Raw genomic sequence first — 15510 nt, forward strand, 5'->3', positions numbered from 1 at the left:
CTGCTCTTAGTTAGGAAATACAAAGGGGAAGCCTGATGCTTCCCCTTTGTAATTTTTATGGTTTACTAAAAACTTAGAAGCTATAAGTCATCTTGCCGTAGATAAAGCGACCACGGGGATCGTGTTGTGACTGAACATAACCATAGAGGTCTCCGTCGCCATCCCCGATAGCGAAGGGCGGTTCTTCATCGAAGACATTATCCGCACCCAGGCTCAACACCATATTCTCGAAGCCGGTATAACGGGCCTGCATATTCATGGTCAGGAAAGAGTCTACGGTGCGGGAGTTATTGCTGTCATAGTCGAGTGTCCCGTCGAAATCGATATCCGGAGTATCCTCGAACTCACCAATGTAGCTGAGCCCGGCACTAAATCCGAAGGTGTCAAAGGTCCAGTCAGCGGTAGCGTTCCAACGGTGTTGTGGATACTCGTATTCACCGGCCAGATCGCGGGTGATAAATGCGTCGCCGCTGGAATTCAGTTCAACACGCTCAAATTCTGCCAGGTAAGAGTAATCCAGGCGCAGGCCAAGCTCTCCGCCCACTAGCTCAAATCCGCTGTAGACAATACTTAGGTCGACGCCCGATACGTCCTGTTCACCAATATTGGTGAAGCTGCTGTCGATAGATTGCAGGGCGCCAAGGGTTTCACCATCAATCGGGGTATCGCGGCGGCACACGGTGCTGTCTTGATCCCAGCAATAGAGACTGTAGATATAGCCGAAGGGGACCTCGTCAATCTTACCTTCCTGGGTGATATTCCAATAATCCAGAGATAGTCGCAGGTCTTCTATGGGCTCGTAAACAGCGCCGATGTTGAAGGATTCTGACTCCTCTGCATCCAGATCCGGGTTGCCGGAGAAGACAATGGTGTAGTCGGTCTTTGCACAGTAGGCATCGTTAACTTCACAGCCATAGGTATCAGCGAAGAATAAGGACTCTTGTGACGGGCCTAAGCCGACCTGCGCCAGGGAAGGCGCGCGGAAACCGGTACCCCAAGAGGTTCGGAAGGATAGCTGGTCGGTTACTGTCCACAGCAGATTTGCCATTGGATTGGTGGTGCTGCCAAAGTCGCTGTAATCATCGTAACGGGCGGCCACAGTCAGATCGAACCTGGCAGGAAGGGGGATAGCAACTTCCACATAAGCTGAGGAGATATCCCGGCTGGCACTGGCGGATACGGATTCGGTACCGAAGATCAAACCGCGCTGGAACTGGTCATCAGGGATATCGGAAGCCTTTTCCTCCCGGTATTCCAGGCCTGCGGCCATAGCGATGGTGCCACTGGCGGTATCGACTAAATCTCCATTGACTGAGAAGTTATAGCTGGTGAGGTCGGACTTACCTTGGCGGACCAGGCTGGTGGTGATGGCATCAATGACCGAGTCCGGGTTCTGAACCCCGCCAAACGGATTGTAGTTACCGGCATTAATCTGCTCCTGTAACAGGTCCGTACGCACCCAGCCCTGGGAGCGGTCACCGGTCTGGGTGGTTTCACTGCGGGAGCGCTGCACAGAAGCCTCCCAGTCCCAGTCGGCGACAGAGCCGCGCAGGCCGAAGACACCGCGCAAGTTATCGGTTTCGATATCCCACTGGCGGGCGCCTGCATCCACGGTACGATAGCGGTAAATATCCACATCTTCGCCGAATGGGTTATTGGGATGATCTGCCAGTACATAGAGACCCGCGTCGCCATCGAGGGGAGTAGGTGCACCCTGGGCTACGGAGGTATTGTGCTGAACAGCGACCTCGCTAAAGAACTCCACGCCTTCGGCCAACTGGGTATGGCCCAGCATTAATAGACCTGTGCGCTCAGCTTCGGGTGTGATCAGGGTCCAGGGGCCGTAGTCATAGACGCAGACTTCACCGGTATCGCGCTCTTCGGGACAGCTGGGGTCGGAAACAAAGGTACCGCCCACATTGAAGCTACCGGGATAGCCCCTGGAGGAGCGGAAGTCCATACCGCCACGGCCGGATTGGTTAGCGGTATCCAAACCACTGCGTTCGGTGCTGGATAGGCGGCTGTTTTTATGGTGGTCAAAAATAACAGTCAGGTTTGAGTCATCCCCATTGATGCCCCAGACGGCGGACATGGATTGCTCGTCATAGCCATCGGCACCACCGTAATCTACGGATACCTCAGTACCTTCAAAGTCCCTACGTAACACCAGATTGACCACACCGGCAACGGCATCGGAACCGTAAATTGCGGAGGCGCCATCCTTTAGGACTTCGACCCGCTCAATCGCGGCAAGGGGCACACTGTTGATATCCACAAAGTTGGTAGTGATGCTCTCGGCAAATGCGCTGATAGCCACCCGGCGGCCATTTACCAGTACTAAAGTGGCGTCGGCACCCATACCGCGCAGGCTCACAGCGGCAGCCCCGTTAGCGGTAGAGTCCTGGTTGTTACCCCGGGTTGAGAAGGTGCCATTACCTGCAGCGGGGTTTTTCTCAAAAAGCTGCTGCAAGTTCGTGTAGCCGGACTTTTCGATGGCATCGCGATCCATTACCTGGATCGGGGTAGCTGTTTCAAATTCAGCGTTGCGACTAATACGGGAACCCACAACGGCTACTTCTTCCATCGCCTGATCCTCGGCGGCAAAGAGTGTTTGTGGGCTAGTGGCAGCGGTTGCCGCCACTATGGCTGTAGTTAATACCTTGCGACGAAGAGAGAACTTTTCCATATCGTTGTGCGTCCATTTTTTTGTCATTATTGGTGACCGGCCTAATACGGCTGGTCGTCGGGCAACACTAGCAACGACGGAAAATTGACACAATTAGCTAGCGGCTAACCATCAGCTTATTGCGATAAACGGTGACGGGCATCTCACCAATAGGTAGATTTAAGCGACAATTTGCGACAAATAACGAAATAAAATAAGAAATTAGGATGAGATTAACCTGCGGCTACCTTCAGCTGGCTCGCAGTTGTGAAGTGAGGAAGAACAGTGCTGCGGCCAGAACAATGGAGGGGCCCGCCGGTGTATTCCACAGGATAGAGGCAAGAAGACCGAGTACTACCGCTAAGCATCCCAGCAATGAGGCCAGCACCGCCATACGCTCCGGAGTGTGCGACAGTTTTCGCGCGGTAGCTGCGGGAATAATCAGCAGGGCGGTAATTAACAGAACCCCGACAACTTTCATTGCGATCGCGATCAGTATTGCCAGCATCAACATCAGAGCGATTCGCAATCGCTCGATAGGGACACCTTCCACTGAAGCCAATTCCTCGTGCAGGGTGAAAGCCAGTAACTGTTCCCACAGGAAATAAAGCAGTCCCAGGATTGTGGCGGCGGCAATGGCCATTAGTACCAGATCTTGGCCACTGACCGCGAGTAAATCTCCCAGCAACAGAGATAAGAGATCCACCTTAATCTTAAAGAAACTGACGGTGACAATCCCCAGTGCCAGCATGGAGTGGGACAATATGCCCAGCAGGGTATCTACAGCGAGCTTTTGGCGCTGCTGTAAATACATCAGCAGCAGTGCCAGTACACAGCAAGTAATACCGACAGCCACCGTTGGCATAATCTGAAGTACAAAACCCAGCGTCACTCCAAGAAGGGCTGAGTGAGCCAGGGTGTCGCCGAAATAGGCCATGCGTCGCCACACGGCGAAGCAGCCCAAAGGGCCGCTGACAACAGCGACCATAAGGCCGGCGGCGAGGGCGTACCAGAGAAATTGGCTGTGCAGTAATTCGCCGAAATCGACCACTTATTTTTGCTCTTTGTTTTTAGTATTTGTGTGAGTGTGTTGATGATTGCAGCTGCTTGCGGGCGCAATATCTCCACTTAATTTATGTTGGTGGTTATGTTGGTGGGTATAGGGGGCGACCTTGTCCCCAAATAATTCCAGATAGGCAGGGTGGCGGCTTACTTGCTCCGGGTGTCCGTGACAACAGATATGCTGGTTCAAACAAAGGACCCGGTCGGTTGCAGCCATAACTAAATGAAGGTCGTGGGAAACCAGTAACACACCGCAGCCGAGCTCGTCGCGCAGAGTGGCAATTAACTGGTACAACTCACTTTGACCACCGATATCGACTCCCTGCGTGGGTTCATCCAGGACAAGCAGCTGAGGTTTGCGCGATGCGGCACGAGCGAGTAAGACCCGCTGCATTTCTCCACCGGATAGATTTGCCAGAGAGGCGCCTCTAAGCTGCCCTGCGCCCACCCTGTCCAATGCCGACTGCGCTTGCTCGGGCTTCATGGTCGATTGGCCAAGTTGCAAGAAGCGTTCAACTGACATGGGCATTGAGCTATCGATATGAAGCCGCTGGGGCATATAGCCAATACGCAACCCAGCTTGTCGCCACACGCGGCCCTGGGTCGGCTGGCTGAGCCCCAACAGAAGGCGAAGGAGAGTGGTTTTGCCGGCTCCATTAGGGCCTATTAAGGTGACAATCTCCCCCTGGGACAATTCGACTGTAATATCTTTAAGTAACTGTCTGCCGCCCACCTGAAGGGCGATATTGTCAGCTGTGATAAGCGGCTGGGGTGGATTCAGAATTCAATCTCCGCAGGGAAGTCTTTAAGATGTTTGCTTCCATACCTTCTTTACCGGATATGGACAACCAGGCTGGCAGCTTGGCGCTGGTTGTGATTATATCGCAATTTTTCGCCGCCTAATGTCTCTGATGTATCCCTTCAAACGTCTTTTTACAATCTCCACGGTGCTTCTATTCGGGCTCTTTCTCCCGGCTTGTAGCAAACCGGAATCCGATAGTGGTGGAGAGCTGGTCGTCAGCGTGCGCCCTTTAGCCCTGATCGCCCGGGAAATAACCGGTGAGGATATTCCTGTTCGGGTGCTAGTTGAGGGAGCAGATCCTCACCATTATGCCCCTTCGGTTTCCGATCGGGCTGCACTTGAGCGCGCCCTACTATTGGTGTGGCTGGGGCCGCAAATGGAGGGGGTGTTGGCAAAACAGGCAGCGCTGTTACCAGCGGGCCGGCAAATGCAGCTGCTGGATATAGAGACCCTTGAATATGAGGGTGCCAGTGTTACCGACCCCCACCTCTGGTTGCGTCCCCGCAATGCGGCAATAGCTGCGGCGCAGATCGCTGAGCGCCTGGCACAATTACAGCCGCAGCAGGCGGAATTGTTTATGGGGCGTGCACGGCAGTTTTCCAGTTCGATGGCCAACTTGCAGAAAGTACTCGATCGGGCCTTGTACGGGTATCGTGAAGTTCCCATCGTTGTTACACACGATGCCTATGGCCACTTTTTTGGTTCCGCAGGAGTGAAAACCCACGCCCTGGGCGATGGCAGTGGCGGGGGCTATGGTGCCAAGGCAATGCTGGATTTGTCACAGATTGGTGACGGCTGTCTATTTGGAGATATGCCGGCTAATGAACGAGATCAACAGTTGGCAGAAAACTTGGGGCTGCGTTACGCCGCTTTGGATCTGCTGGGAGATAAATTGAGTGAAAATGCTGATTACAGGGAATTGATAGAGTCCCTTTTGTCTCAAGCCCGCACTTGCTTGAGTCAGGTTCCCGACCGCAACAAGGATAAATCAGAGGCTCCTTGAGCGTACCCAGTATCCCGCCTGCCCAGGTAGGGGGCGGGATCTGGTAGGGTGGCTTCTAGGAACGATTGGTTATTTGCTGTAGTTTCTCTACCCGGGCAGCATCTCTTTCCGCTTGTTTTTGCAGTTTCTCCAGCTGCTGTTTTTGTCTCTCCAGTAAATCATTTTCTCTCTCGCGGATAGCCTGCCTGAGTATTAACTCATGGCCTTCTACCTCAGCCTGCTGTGAGTGTATTTCATCAGTCGTCTCGGCTTCAGCGGTATGCTCTCCACTGCAATCCGAGCCGGCACTTGCCGAAATGGCAAAGATACTTGCGGCAAACAACAGGGTGGCACGCATCACTCCTCTCATCTTTCGAATCCTTCCTTCAACATCGGGTGGCACAGTTTTTTGGAAATAAAAGATCCCTGACTGCCTGGGGGCAGCCTGTGACAATTTGATTTCCGGGGAGTAGCGAACGCATAAGGTCGCTACCGGCAAGACTAGCCAAGCCTGGAGATTTGGTGAGATCGATGCGCCGATAGTTTTAATCGGCGGGGTAAGTCGAGTGGGCTTTTGTGCAGAGGTTGCCTACGGTGTCTGGCGGGAAAGAATCAGTAAGCGGAAAAACAGAGCGAAGGGCGTTATCCTATCGGCCTGCCGCGCGTCATGAACGCCAAACTAAGCAAGCAAGAATTCATCGTCTATGAGTAAACAAAACACCTCAGCCGCCCCGTTGATTTTGGTGGATGGTTCCTCCTACCTTTATCGCGCTTTTCACGCGCTGCCGCCATTGACCACCAGCCAGGGTAAGCCTACTGGTGCGGTGCGCGGTGTGATTAGTATGCTGCGCCGCCACCTCAAGGAGCATCCAGGCAGTCCTGTAGTGGTTGTTTTTGATGCCAAGGGCAAGACTTTTCGCGATGAGATGTTTGCCGAATACAAATCCCACCGCCCTCCTATGCCAGATGACTTGCGTGAGCAGATTCAGCCCATTCACGACATCATCGACGCTATGGGATTGCCGCGCTTGGTGGTCGATGGTGTTGAAGCTGATGATGTGATCGGCACCCTGGCGCTGGAGGCCCAGAGTCAGGGGCAGCAAGTCATAATCTCCACCGGCGACAAAGACATGGCGCAGCTGGTGCGTCCGGGCGTTACCTTGGTTAACACCATGTCCAATACCGAAATGGACAGCGAGGGCGTGACTAAGAAATTTGGTGTAGGTCCAGAACTGATTATCGATTTTCTCGCCCTGATGGGAGATAAATCAGACAATATCCCCGGAGTTCCTGGTGTGGGCGAGAAAACCGCTCTGGCACTGTTACAGAATCTGGGAGGCTTGGAGACCATTTATTCCGACCTGGATGCCATTGCACCGCTGGGGTTCCGTGGCTCAAAAACCCTCGGCAAAAAGATGGCGGAGCACCGCGAGGCGGCAGAACTCTCCTATAAGCTCGCCACTATCAAAACCGATGTGGAGATGCCTTATCACCCCCAGGAACTGCACAATTCAGAGCCCAATACAGAGGCACTGGTTGAGCTATTCACGCAGAATGAATTTCGCGGCTGGTTAGAAGAGCTAACCAGTGAAGAGGCTGAAGAAGCCATGGCGGAAGCCGTTGAGCGCGATTATGTCATCGTCACAGAAATGTCGGAGTTCGATGCCTGGCTGGAACAACTGAAGGGTTCAGACATCTTTGCCTTCGACACGGAAACCACCAGCCTCAATTATATGCAGGCAAAATTAGTGGGGGTGTCCTTCGCGGTGGAGCCCTATCGTGCAGCCTATGTTCCCCTGGCCCACGACTATATGGGTGCACCAGAGCAACTGCCGTTTGACGAAGTACTGGCCAAACTCAAACCCCTGCTGGAAGATCCACAGCAGAAGAAGGTGGGGCAGAACCTGAAGTACGACAGTCATATCCTGGCCAACTACGATATTGAATTGCGCGGCATCGCACGGGATACCATGTTGGAGTCCTATGTTCTGGACAGCACTGGCAGCCGTCACGATATGGACAGTCTCGCACTCAAGTACCTGGGGGAGAACACGGTTCACTTCGAGGATATTGCCGGTAAAGGCGCCAAACAGCTGACGTTTAACCAGATCGAGCTGGACAAAGCGGGCCCCTATGCGGCTGAAGATGCAGATATCACCCTGCGTCTCCACAATGAGTTGAGTGCGCGTCTGGAGCGAGAGCCAACTCTGGTAAAGGTACTCGATGAAATTGAGATGCCCCTGCTACCAGTTCTGGCACGTATGGAGCGTAACGGTGCTTATATCGATGCCAAGATGTTGGCGGAGCAGAGTGCTGAACTTGAGCAGCGAATGCGAGAGCTGGAACAGCAGGCTTACGAAGTAGCCGGCGAAGAGTTCAATCTGGGCTCCACCAAGCAGCTGGGGGGGATCCTGTTTGAAAAGCTGCAGATTCCAGTGATCAAGAAGACCCCCAAAGGTGCGCCCTCTACCGCCGAAGCTGTATTGCAGGAATTGGCCCACAACCACGAGCTGCCCGCACTGATAATGCAGTATCGCGGCCTGGCCAAACTGAAGAATACCTACACCGATAAACTGCCAAAAATGATCGACCCGGGTAGCGGTCGTGTACATACCTCTTATCACCAGGCAGTAGCTGCTACCGGGCGCCTATCCTCCAGTGACCCTAACTTGCAGAATATTCCTATTCGTACAGAGGAGGGGCGCCGTATTCGTCGGGCCTTCACCGTTGACCCAAGAATCAATGGTGGCAGTGAGATCATCGCTGCGGACTACTCCCAAATTGAGCTGCGTATTATGGCTCACCTGTCTGGGGACAAAGGTTTGGTGGATGCATTTGCTCAAGGCGCAGATATTCACCGCGCGACGGCGGCAGAAGTCTTTGAAGTAGCTCAGGATAAGGTGACTGATGAGCAGCGCCGGCGGGCCAAAGCGATCAACTTTGGTTTGATTTACGGCATGTCGGCTTTTGGCCTGGCCAAGCAGTTGGATATCCCCCGGGCTGACGCCCAAACTTATATCGACCGTTACTTTGAGCGCTACCCGGGTGTATTGCGCTATATGGAGGATACCCGTGCACAGGCCGCAGAAAAGGGCTATGTGGAAACCCTGTTTGGACGCCGTCTCTATCTGCCGGAAATTAACTCACGCAATGGCATGCAGCGCCAAGCAGCAGAGCGGACCGCAATTAATGCGCCAATGCAGGGTACTGCCGCCGATATTATCAAGCGGGCCATGATCGCTGTAGACAGCTGGCTCAGGGAGAAGAAGCTGGCGACCCGGATGATTATGCAAGTACACGATGAATTGGTTCTTGAAGTACCCAAGGATGAGGTCGAAATTGTGGCCGATGGCATTGTTGAATTGATGCAAGGCGCGGCAGAACTCCACGTTCCCCTGATTGTGGATCTGGGCCAGGGCCGAGATTGGGATCAGGCGCACTAATTTGACTGAAGAAACCATCTAAGAATTGAGGGTAGGGCGCGCTGCTCGGAATGATTTGGCGCGCTCTTGTTGGTACGGATGAATAAAATGCCAATTTTTGTGTTTTGTTAGGCGTTTTTACAATCTTTTTGAAATTCCGTGGAACTGTTCCGGCGACAGCCCCTCTAAAAAGGCAAGATCGTTGGAATGCGTCATCATCCCCCAAGGAAGTCAGATGTTTGCCCCGGTACTCCCCCAAGTCCGGGGCATTTTTTTGCCTGTCTTTCAGCCCTGACCCTCCCTATCTACCCAAGCCGCAACAACTGCAACACCCGCAGTACTCCAGATCCTAAATTCCACTGTCCATACTTCTATTAAAACGTGGGCAAGGCGCTTAGCGAGTGTGAGGCGCCAGGCAGGGTACTGAGCTTATGAGCCGCATTAAGTTATTCAGTCTCGATGTGGGAGCAGACTTCGCAGGACGTGTCGCCGCGAGTCTCGGTGAACCGGTATCTCGCCATGAAGAGCGTCAATTCGATGATGGCGAACACAAAGTTCGGCCACTGGATGATGTGGAAGGGGCGGATGTTTTTCTGGTCCAATCCCTTTACACCGATACCAGCAGCTGTGTTGACCAGAAACTTATGCGCTGCCTGTTTTTCATTGGGGCGCTTCGCGATGCCGGTGCCGCGAGAGTGACTGCGGTCATCCCCTACCTTTGCTATGCACGAAAAGAGCGGCGAACCAAATTGCGCGACCCCCTGCCGAGTCGCTATCTGGCCAGTTTTCTGGAAGCCGCCGGAGTGGATGTAGTCGTGACTATGGATGTTCACTCCCTGGCGGCCTTTGAGAACGCATTCCGCTGTCGCACCGTTCACCTGGTTTCCAACCCCCTGTTGATTGAAGTGGCGCGAATGCGTCTGTCCGGAGACCCCGGTCCCCTGGTTGTTTTGTCTCCAGATGAAGGAGGGATAAAGCGTGCGGAAAAATTCCGTTTGGCCCTTGGGGATCAGTTGGGGGTACCGGTGGCTAGCGCATTTGTGGAGAAGTATCGCAGCGGTGCTCTGTTGAGTGGGGGAACTTTGATTGGGGAAGTTAAGAATGCCACGGTCATTATCGTCGATGACTTACTTGCTACTGGCCACACAGTTACACGGGCAGTGGACGCGGTGATAAAAGCGGGAGCGAGGCGGATTTTGGTGTTTTGTGTTCACGGACAATTTAGTCGCGATGCCCATACAGCAATGGCGCGCTTGCCGGTGGAATCAATTGTGGTGACTAATTCTCTTCCTCAGTCGCAGCTGCGAGGAAACTGTGAGTGGGTAGATTGTGCGCCGTTGATTGCAGATTGTATTCGCCGCCTCCACAGCAATGGGCCAGTGGCTGAGTTAACAATTTGATAAAAATCGACCGCCTTTACATAGAAGAACGTATGAGGCGCCAAAACACGTATTTTGTTTACACTTATTTACCAAAGGGGCGGGAACCATCGGGCTTAAGAGCCTATCCAAGTAATCAGTTCATTGTTGCTCCCTAACCCCAAAGCGTTTAGCTTTTTCTACCCCGGATGGTCCCCAACTCCGGGGTTTTTTTATGTCTTTCATAGAGTTCTGCAGTTTCATCCATCGGGATACCTGTCCTTTCCTTTTTGAGTTAAGACCTTAAATCGTTTTATGAGCCGCTCAGCTACTTTAAGTTTTCGTATACGGCGAGCAGGCCCTTAGATTGGCTCTCCCCGAGACTCCCGCAGAGGTTTTTCACAGTTACCTCTAGGTCCCACGACTACATTGCCTGTTATCCACTTCCGGCATAATCGATTTTGGGGGCATGGCGTAGGGCTAACCCAAAGGCTCAAACATGCGCTTGGGAAGAATGAAAGTTCAGCCTAATATCGATGCAGGTAAAGAAATTTTGGGATGAAAAGAACCCTCAGGCGTACCCGTCCCCCTGGGTGCGTCTGACAAGTGCCCCACCCCAAGGGCACTGTCCCCTAGCCGGCAGCCCCCATCTGCCGGCTTTTTTTATTTCAGTAAATGATGCCATCACAGCAGAAAGCAAAAGTTGCTTGTGAATGCGCTTGCAAATGATAATGGTTCGCATTATCTTTAAGTTAAATCAAATATGGGGGGTTATCGGTGAATTTACGTTACTTGTGTGCCAACCATCGCCAATGGTTGATCGCTGACACGGATCGTGCGGAAAAGGCGTGGCTCGATTGGATTGAGCGCGGCAAGCTTTTGCTTGAAGAGTGCAATTACGCCGAAGCAATACCTTATTTGGGATGCGCCTTCGATCTGGCCAGCTTTCTTCTGGAAAAGCAGTGGCCAACTTATGCCATTTCGGCAACGCGTTTTAGTGAAAGCGCTATCTGGTTAATGGCTGCCTACCGGGAGCTGGGTGATGAAAAACTTCGAAACTACATACTTGCCGGCGCCAGCTCAGTACTCGCCCGCGAGTTGGGCGATAGCCATAAGCAAAGGGTTGCGGCGGATTGCATCAGCTCACTCTACCCCGGAGAGACACAGCAGCAGGTACGCGAGTTCTCCACAGCCAGAATATCCGCCTGTATCAATGGTGGAAACAGAGTGCACTGAGGGGAATGAAAAGATGAATGCCAATGGCAATTCCCGTCTGCTGACGATTGCCATACACGAAGAAACCCTTGCCGCTCTTCTCGCGCAGAGGTACTTACATGCAGAGGAATTGCATTGTTTAACTCCGGGGGCACGCCGACGGCTGCACCGGGTACTGCTTCGCTCCCTGATCCCCGAACAGAAGCGCAAAGCAGCGGCAACTGGTGTGCCCGGAGTTCGCTTTTAGGAATTTTCTCCGGTGAGAGATAAATTGAAGTGCTTGTATTGCTCGGGGGGCGCTGCCCCCGGGTTCTCGGCTCGTTCAATCTTCAGTGGGGGCGGCTTCCTCTGGGATTTCCAGCCACTCATTGAGCTTGCGCTCGAGTTTGTCCAGGCCTGTTTTTTTGGTCGATGAGAAGATCTGCAGAGTGACCCCGTGATTGAGTCCCTGCTCCTTGAGGGTCTTCTCTACTGCAAAGCGAGTGTTGTTGGCTGGACCATTCTTCAACTTGTCGGCCTTGGTTAGTAGGATGTGCACTGGGAGCTCGGCCTCTACTGCCCAGGTGAGCATATGCAGATCGAACTCCTTGAGGGGTTGGCGAATGTCCATTAGTAATACGAGTCCACGCAGGCACTCTCGCTTCTCAAGGTAGGTGGCCAGATGGCGCTGCCACTCATCTTTCATACTTCGGGCGACCTTGGCAAAGCCATAGCCGGGCAGATCCACCAAGCGCTGCTGGTCGGAGAGGCGAAAGAAGTTGATCAACTGGGTGCGTCCCGGTGTTTTAGAGGTACGCGCCAACTTGTTGTTTTCCGTGAGCGCATTGATGGCACTGGACTTCCCCGCATTGGAGCGACCGGCAAAGGCCACCTCGGCACCAAAGTCCTCCGGACACTCAGTCAGGGTGGGGGCACTGGTGAGAAATTGTATGGAACGGTAGTTCAGTTTTGGTGGTTGGGCTTTAAATTCTGAATTTGACATCGTATAAGTCTGTTTATTCGGTACACTCGCTTGGCGCGCAAGTATATAATGCCGCCGTTTTCGCGTCGCAGGACTATCGGGGGCGGTGCGAAACGCCATCTCTCAGCGCGCAACGGGACGACGTATGAACAGCATTATCAAGAACACTGCTCTGGCACTCGGTTTAGTTTTCGGCTTGGGCGCCGTGCCCTTGGCGCTGGCTGCGGGTGACGCTGCTGCGGGCAAGGCAAAGGCCGCTCAATGTGCAGCCTGCCACGGTGCAGACGGTAACAGTATTGCTCCGGCTTTTCCAAAGATTGCCGGACTCGGTGAAAAATACCTGTTTAAGCAGTTACAGGATATCCAAAGCAAAACCCGCGATGTGCCGCAAATGATCGGTCAGTTGGACAACTTCAACGATCAGGACCTGCAGGATATCGCCGCTTACTTTGCCTCGCAGCCAATGCAGCTGACCGGATCTGAGGCTATTTCCGTGATGCTAAACAACGGTGAGAACGTCGACGGCCTGATGCTTGGACGTAAAATCTACCGTGGTGGCAATATGGAGACTGGTGTTCCCGCATGTATGGGATGCCACTCACCTGCTGGACTGGGCAATGCACCGGCCGGTTACCCTCGTCTGGGCGGTCAGTATCCAGAGTACATCGAAGCCCAGCTGAAAGCATTCCGTGCGGGTACCCGCAACAATGACGGTGAAGTTCGCACTATGCGCACCGTGGCCAAGCAACTCTCCGATGCAGAGATCAAGGCGCTGGCCAACTATATCGCAGGCCTGACTGACTAATAGTCACAGGGTTTGAGTACACTGAGGCCGGTCTGTAACCGGCCTTTTTTGTGCCTGTCGCCTGAGCATAAAGCCGCTTTCCATAGACGTACTAGGCAGTTTTTGCAGTGTTTCCTTGCACGAGGGTCCGGGAACTTAAATAATCTGCGTTGTCTATTGTGTCCTCAGTGGCTCGACAGCCCGCCGCTAGATGGCGTTCGCACCACTAAATAAAAGTTGGAGAAGACTTATGAGAGCATTTCTCGCCCCGATCACGATGGTTTTTGCTGTAATGTTCAGCCTCGTTGCCTGCGCCCAGGAAAGTGGCGAGTTCAAAGCGGGCCAGCACTATGAAGTATTGCCGCAGGCTGTACCACAAAAGAGCAACGACAAGATCGAAGTGACTGAGATGTTCTGGTACGGCTGTGCCCACTGCTTCACTTTTGAGCCAACTCTGGAGCGCTGGAAAGAAAAGATGCCCAGCGATGTTGCGCTGCTGAAATTGCCAGCAATTTGGCAGCCGGTTATGGATGTACACGCTCGTCTTTACTACGTAGCAGATTCCATGGGTGTTCTGGAAAAGATGCACACGCCTATCTTTAACACCATCTACACTCAGCGCCAGATGCTGGCTGTCCGCGAAGGTCGCAACTGGGTGCCTGACTTAAAGGCTATCGAGGCTCTGTTTAACAAGCATGGTGAAGATGGTGCCAAAGCTGCGAAGCTGATGAATTCCTTCGCTATCAACAGCAAAGTTAAGCAAGGTATGGCCAATCAGCGCGCTTACAAAATGACTGGTACCCCGGAAGTTGTTGTTGCGGGTAAATACCGCATCAGTTCCTCTTTCCCCGGATATAAAGGTAAGAGCAATGGCCAGGAGCTGATGCTGCAAGTGGCGGATTACCTGATTGCCAAAGAGCGAGCGGATCGCGGCTAAGCTTTCCGATTGAAGAAACCCCGCCTCGAGCGGGGTTTTTTATTTCTACCCTAAGAAAGGTGCCCCGCAATCTGTCGAGAGGCTCCTAACATCGATCAACCTTGCCCGATCCGGAAGCCACTAATGGGATTCAAATGGATTTTACTGTTTACCCTCCTAGCTGGCTTAATCGCACCTGTTTCAGCCCAGAACACGTCAAGCAGCAATACTGTGGCCGCTCAGGCCAGCAATCTTCTCTCCTATATAGCGGTAGACTACGGCGACGCTGTAGAGAACGGGCAGCGACTGGACACTCCTCTGTATGAACTACAGAAGCAACAGGTAGAAGAAGTACTGCGTCTGGTCACTCAACTCCCCGATCGGCCTGGTCGGCAGGGTTTGCAGAAAAGCCTCTCGGACTTGCGTAAGGCGATTGAGGATAAGGATTCCAGCGCAGAGGTGCGCCGTCGAGCCAATGCAATCGCCGATCGCCTTGCTGCTTTGTATCAGCTGCAGCGGTCACCCAGTTACTCTTTGCCCTCGCCGGGTTTTATGATGCCTGTTTATCAGCAGCGGTGTGCCATCTGCCACGGTGTCGACGGTGAGGGTAGTAATGAAGGCCCAGCCCTCAATGATCTTGAGAGAATGGCGGGGTTCAGTCTCTATGATCTTTATAACACCCTGGACCCAGAAACTGACTCTATTCACACAGTCGACATTGATGGAGACTTGACCGGCCTACAGCGCTGGGCATTAGCGGTGACTGTCGCTGCTTTTCCAGTGGCAAATCAGTTGCCACCCTCTTCCGACTTGGCGACCCGTTACCCCGGCTTACTGGGACTGCCGGGAATGGCGACCACTAAACCGGCGGAACTTGATCCAACTCTGCAACAAGCATTGATGTGGTGGCGCGGAAACCCCCATCTTGTACGCACTCTGATCCCCCCTCTTATCAGCGCAATTGGCTTGCTGCAGCTGGCGGAGACGGACTATCGAGGAGGAGATATAACAGCGGCATACGGTAAGTTAATGCTGGCTTATCGTGATGGGTATAGGCCGTTACGACAGGAGCTGCTGATTCGTGACAAGGTACTGGTGGAGCAGCTTCAGGTCCAATGGCAGCAATTGCGGGGTGACTTGATTGGTGATGCCAGTTCTACAGAAGTTATTGCCGCGTTTCAAAATCTGCGGGCGGATCTCAATCTGGCCCACTCCAAGTTGGAGCCACCAGCGATGGGGGAGGGGCGATACCTATGGACTGCCGCTCTGTTTGCTTTGGCAATCGGTTTGGGGGCGCTGCTCTGGTGGGGACTGCGAAGACAAAAGCGAACTAGACTTTAAAA

The 15510-nt window shown here is 53.2% G+C and carries 13 protein-coding genes; 8 read left to right on the top strand and 5 right to left on the bottom strand.

Annotation, left to right across the window (positions count from 1 at the left end):
- Positions 1-73: 73 nt before the first annotated feature.
- The 3 genes from ACJJI1_RS08105 to znuC all read right to left on the bottom strand — a co-directional run bounded on the left by ACJJI1_RS08105 (position 74) and on the right by znuC (position 4508).
- Complete coding sequence (locus ACJJI1_RS08105; RefSeq protein WP_444959033.1) at positions 74-2713, bottom strand: TonB-dependent receptor; 2640 nt, start codon at positions 2711-2713, stop codon at positions 74-76.
- A 202-nt stretch (positions 2714-2915) separates the two neighbouring features.
- Positions 2916-3716: an iron chelate uptake ABC transporter family permease subunit gene (locus tag ACJJI1_RS08110; protein WP_413663923.1), complete on the bottom strand. Its 801-nt coding sequence runs from the start codon at positions 3714-3716 to the stop codon at positions 2916-2918.
- Positions 3717-4508 carry a zinc ABC transporter ATP-binding protein ZnuC gene (gene znuC, locus ACJJI1_RS08115; RefSeq protein WP_444959371.1) on the bottom strand — a complete coding sequence of 264 codons (792 nt, stop codon included), beginning with the start codon at positions 4506-4508 and terminating at the stop codon, positions 3717-3719.
- Positions 4509-4629: 121 nt separating this feature from the next.
- Here znuC and ACJJI1_RS08120 point away from each other — a divergent pair, with 121 nt between their 5' ends.
- Positions 4630-5532, top strand: a complete 903-nt coding sequence (locus ACJJI1_RS08120; RefSeq protein ID WP_444959034.1) for a metal ABC transporter substrate-binding protein — start codon at positions 4630-4632, stop codon at positions 5530-5532.
- Between the two features lie 55 nt (positions 5533-5587).
- Here ACJJI1_RS08120 and ACJJI1_RS08125 read toward each other — a convergent pair whose 3' ends face one another.
- Positions 5588-5881, bottom strand: coding sequence for a hypothetical protein (locus ACJJI1_RS08125; protein WP_444959035.1), 294 nt, complete (start codon positions 5879-5881; stop codon positions 5588-5590).
- 334 nt (positions 5882-6215) lie between these two features.
- On the opposite strand from ACJJI1_RS08125, the gene polA reads away from it, so the two are divergent.
- The 4 genes from polA (at position 6216) to ACJJI1_RS08145 (ending at position 11753) form a co-directional block, all read left to right on the top strand.
- Complete coding sequence (polA, locus tag ACJJI1_RS08130; RefSeq protein WP_444959036.1) at positions 6216-8954, top strand: DNA polymerase I; 2739 nt, start codon at positions 6216-6218, stop codon at positions 8952-8954.
- 410 nt (positions 8955-9364) lie between these two features.
- Entirely contained in the window at positions 9365-10333 is a 969-nt protein-coding gene (locus tag ACJJI1_RS08135) for a ribose-phosphate diphosphokinase (RefSeq protein ID WP_444959037.1), read from the top strand.
- 735 nt (positions 10334-11068) lie between these two features.
- The gene (locus ACJJI1_RS08140; RefSeq protein ID WP_444915080.1) at positions 11069-11527 is read left to right on the top strand and encodes a hypothetical protein; all 459 of its coding nucleotides are present in this window, start codon (positions 11069-11071) and stop codon (positions 11525-11527) included.
- A 13-nt stretch (positions 11528-11540) separates the two neighbouring features.
- On the top strand, positions 11541-11753 hold the full coding sequence (locus tag ACJJI1_RS08145) for a hypothetical protein (RefSeq protein ID WP_444915079.1): 213 nt from the start codon (positions 11541-11543) through the stop codon (positions 11751-11753).
- A 75-nt stretch (positions 11754-11828) separates the two neighbouring features.
- On the opposite strand, the gene yihA is transcribed toward ACJJI1_RS08145, so the two are convergent.
- The gene (yihA, locus tag ACJJI1_RS08150; RefSeq protein ID WP_444906753.1) at positions 11829-12488 is read right to left on the bottom strand and encodes a ribosome biogenesis GTP-binding protein YihA/YsxC; all 660 of its coding nucleotides are present in this window, start codon (positions 12486-12488) and stop codon (positions 11829-11831) included.
- 124 nt (positions 12489-12612) lie between these two features.
- Here yihA and ACJJI1_RS08155 point away from each other — a divergent pair, with 124 nt between their 5' ends.
- The 3 genes from ACJJI1_RS08155 to ACJJI1_RS08165 all read left to right on the top strand — a co-directional run bounded on the left by ACJJI1_RS08155 (position 12613) and on the right by ACJJI1_RS08165 (position 15508).
- Entirely contained in the window at positions 12613-13272 is a 660-nt protein-coding gene (locus ACJJI1_RS08155; protein WP_444959038.1) for a c-type cytochrome, read from the top strand.
- A 229-nt stretch (positions 13273-13501) separates the two neighbouring features.
- Positions 13502-14188: a thiol:disulfide interchange protein DsbA/DsbL gene (locus ACJJI1_RS08160; RefSeq protein WP_413663932.1), complete on the top strand. Its 687-nt coding sequence runs from the start codon at positions 13502-13504 to the stop codon at positions 14186-14188.
- 123 nt (positions 14189-14311) lie between these two features.
- The gene (locus ACJJI1_RS08165) at positions 14312-15508 is read left to right on the top strand and encodes a biotin/lipoyl attachment domain-containing protein (protein ID WP_444959039.1); all 1197 of its coding nucleotides are present in this window, start codon (positions 14312-14314) and stop codon (positions 15506-15508) included.
- Positions 15509-15510 lie beyond the last annotated feature (2 nt).

It is taken from the genome of Microbulbifer maximicatervae (SeqCode), from assembly GCF_052467065.1.

Excerpts from the sequence above, each read along its gene's own strand:
- ACJJI1_RS08105 (WP_444959033.1), bottom strand. The coding sequence starts at position 2,713 with ATGACAAAAAAATGGACGCACAACGATATGGAAAAGTTCTCTCTTCGT.
- ACJJI1_RS08120 (WP_444959034.1), top strand. The coding sequence starts at position 4,630 with ATGTCTCTGATGTATCCCTTCAAACGTCTTTTTACAATCTCCACGGTG.
- ACJJI1_RS08125 (WP_444959035.1), bottom strand. The coding sequence starts at position 5,881 with ATGAGAGGAGTGATGCGTGCCACCCTGTTGTTTGCCGCAAGTATCTTT.
- polA (WP_444959036.1), top strand. The coding sequence starts at position 6,216 with ATGAGTAAACAAAACACCTCAGCCGCCCCGTTGATTTTGGTGGATGGT.
- ACJJI1_RS08135 (WP_444959037.1), top strand. The coding sequence starts at position 9,365 with ATGAGCCGCATTAAGTTATTCAGTCTCGATGTGGGAGCAGACTTCGCA.
- ACJJI1_RS08145 (WP_444915079.1), top strand. The coding sequence starts at position 11,541 with ATGAATGCCAATGGCAATTCCCGTCTGCTGACGATTGCCATACACGAA.
- yihA (WP_444906753.1), bottom strand. The coding sequence starts at position 12,488 with ATGTCAAATTCAGAATTTAAAGCCCAACCACCAAAACTGAACTACCGT.
- ACJJI1_RS08155 (WP_444959038.1), top strand. The coding sequence starts at position 12,613 with ATGAACAGCATTATCAAGAACACTGCTCTGGCACTCGGTTTAGTTTTC.
- ACJJI1_RS08160 (WP_413663932.1), top strand. The coding sequence starts at position 13,502 with ATGAGAGCATTTCTCGCCCCGATCACGATGGTTTTTGCTGTAATGTTC.
- ACJJI1_RS08165 (WP_444959039.1), top strand. The coding sequence starts at position 14,312 with ATGGGATTCAAATGGATTTTACTGTTTACCCTCCTAGCTGGCTTAATC.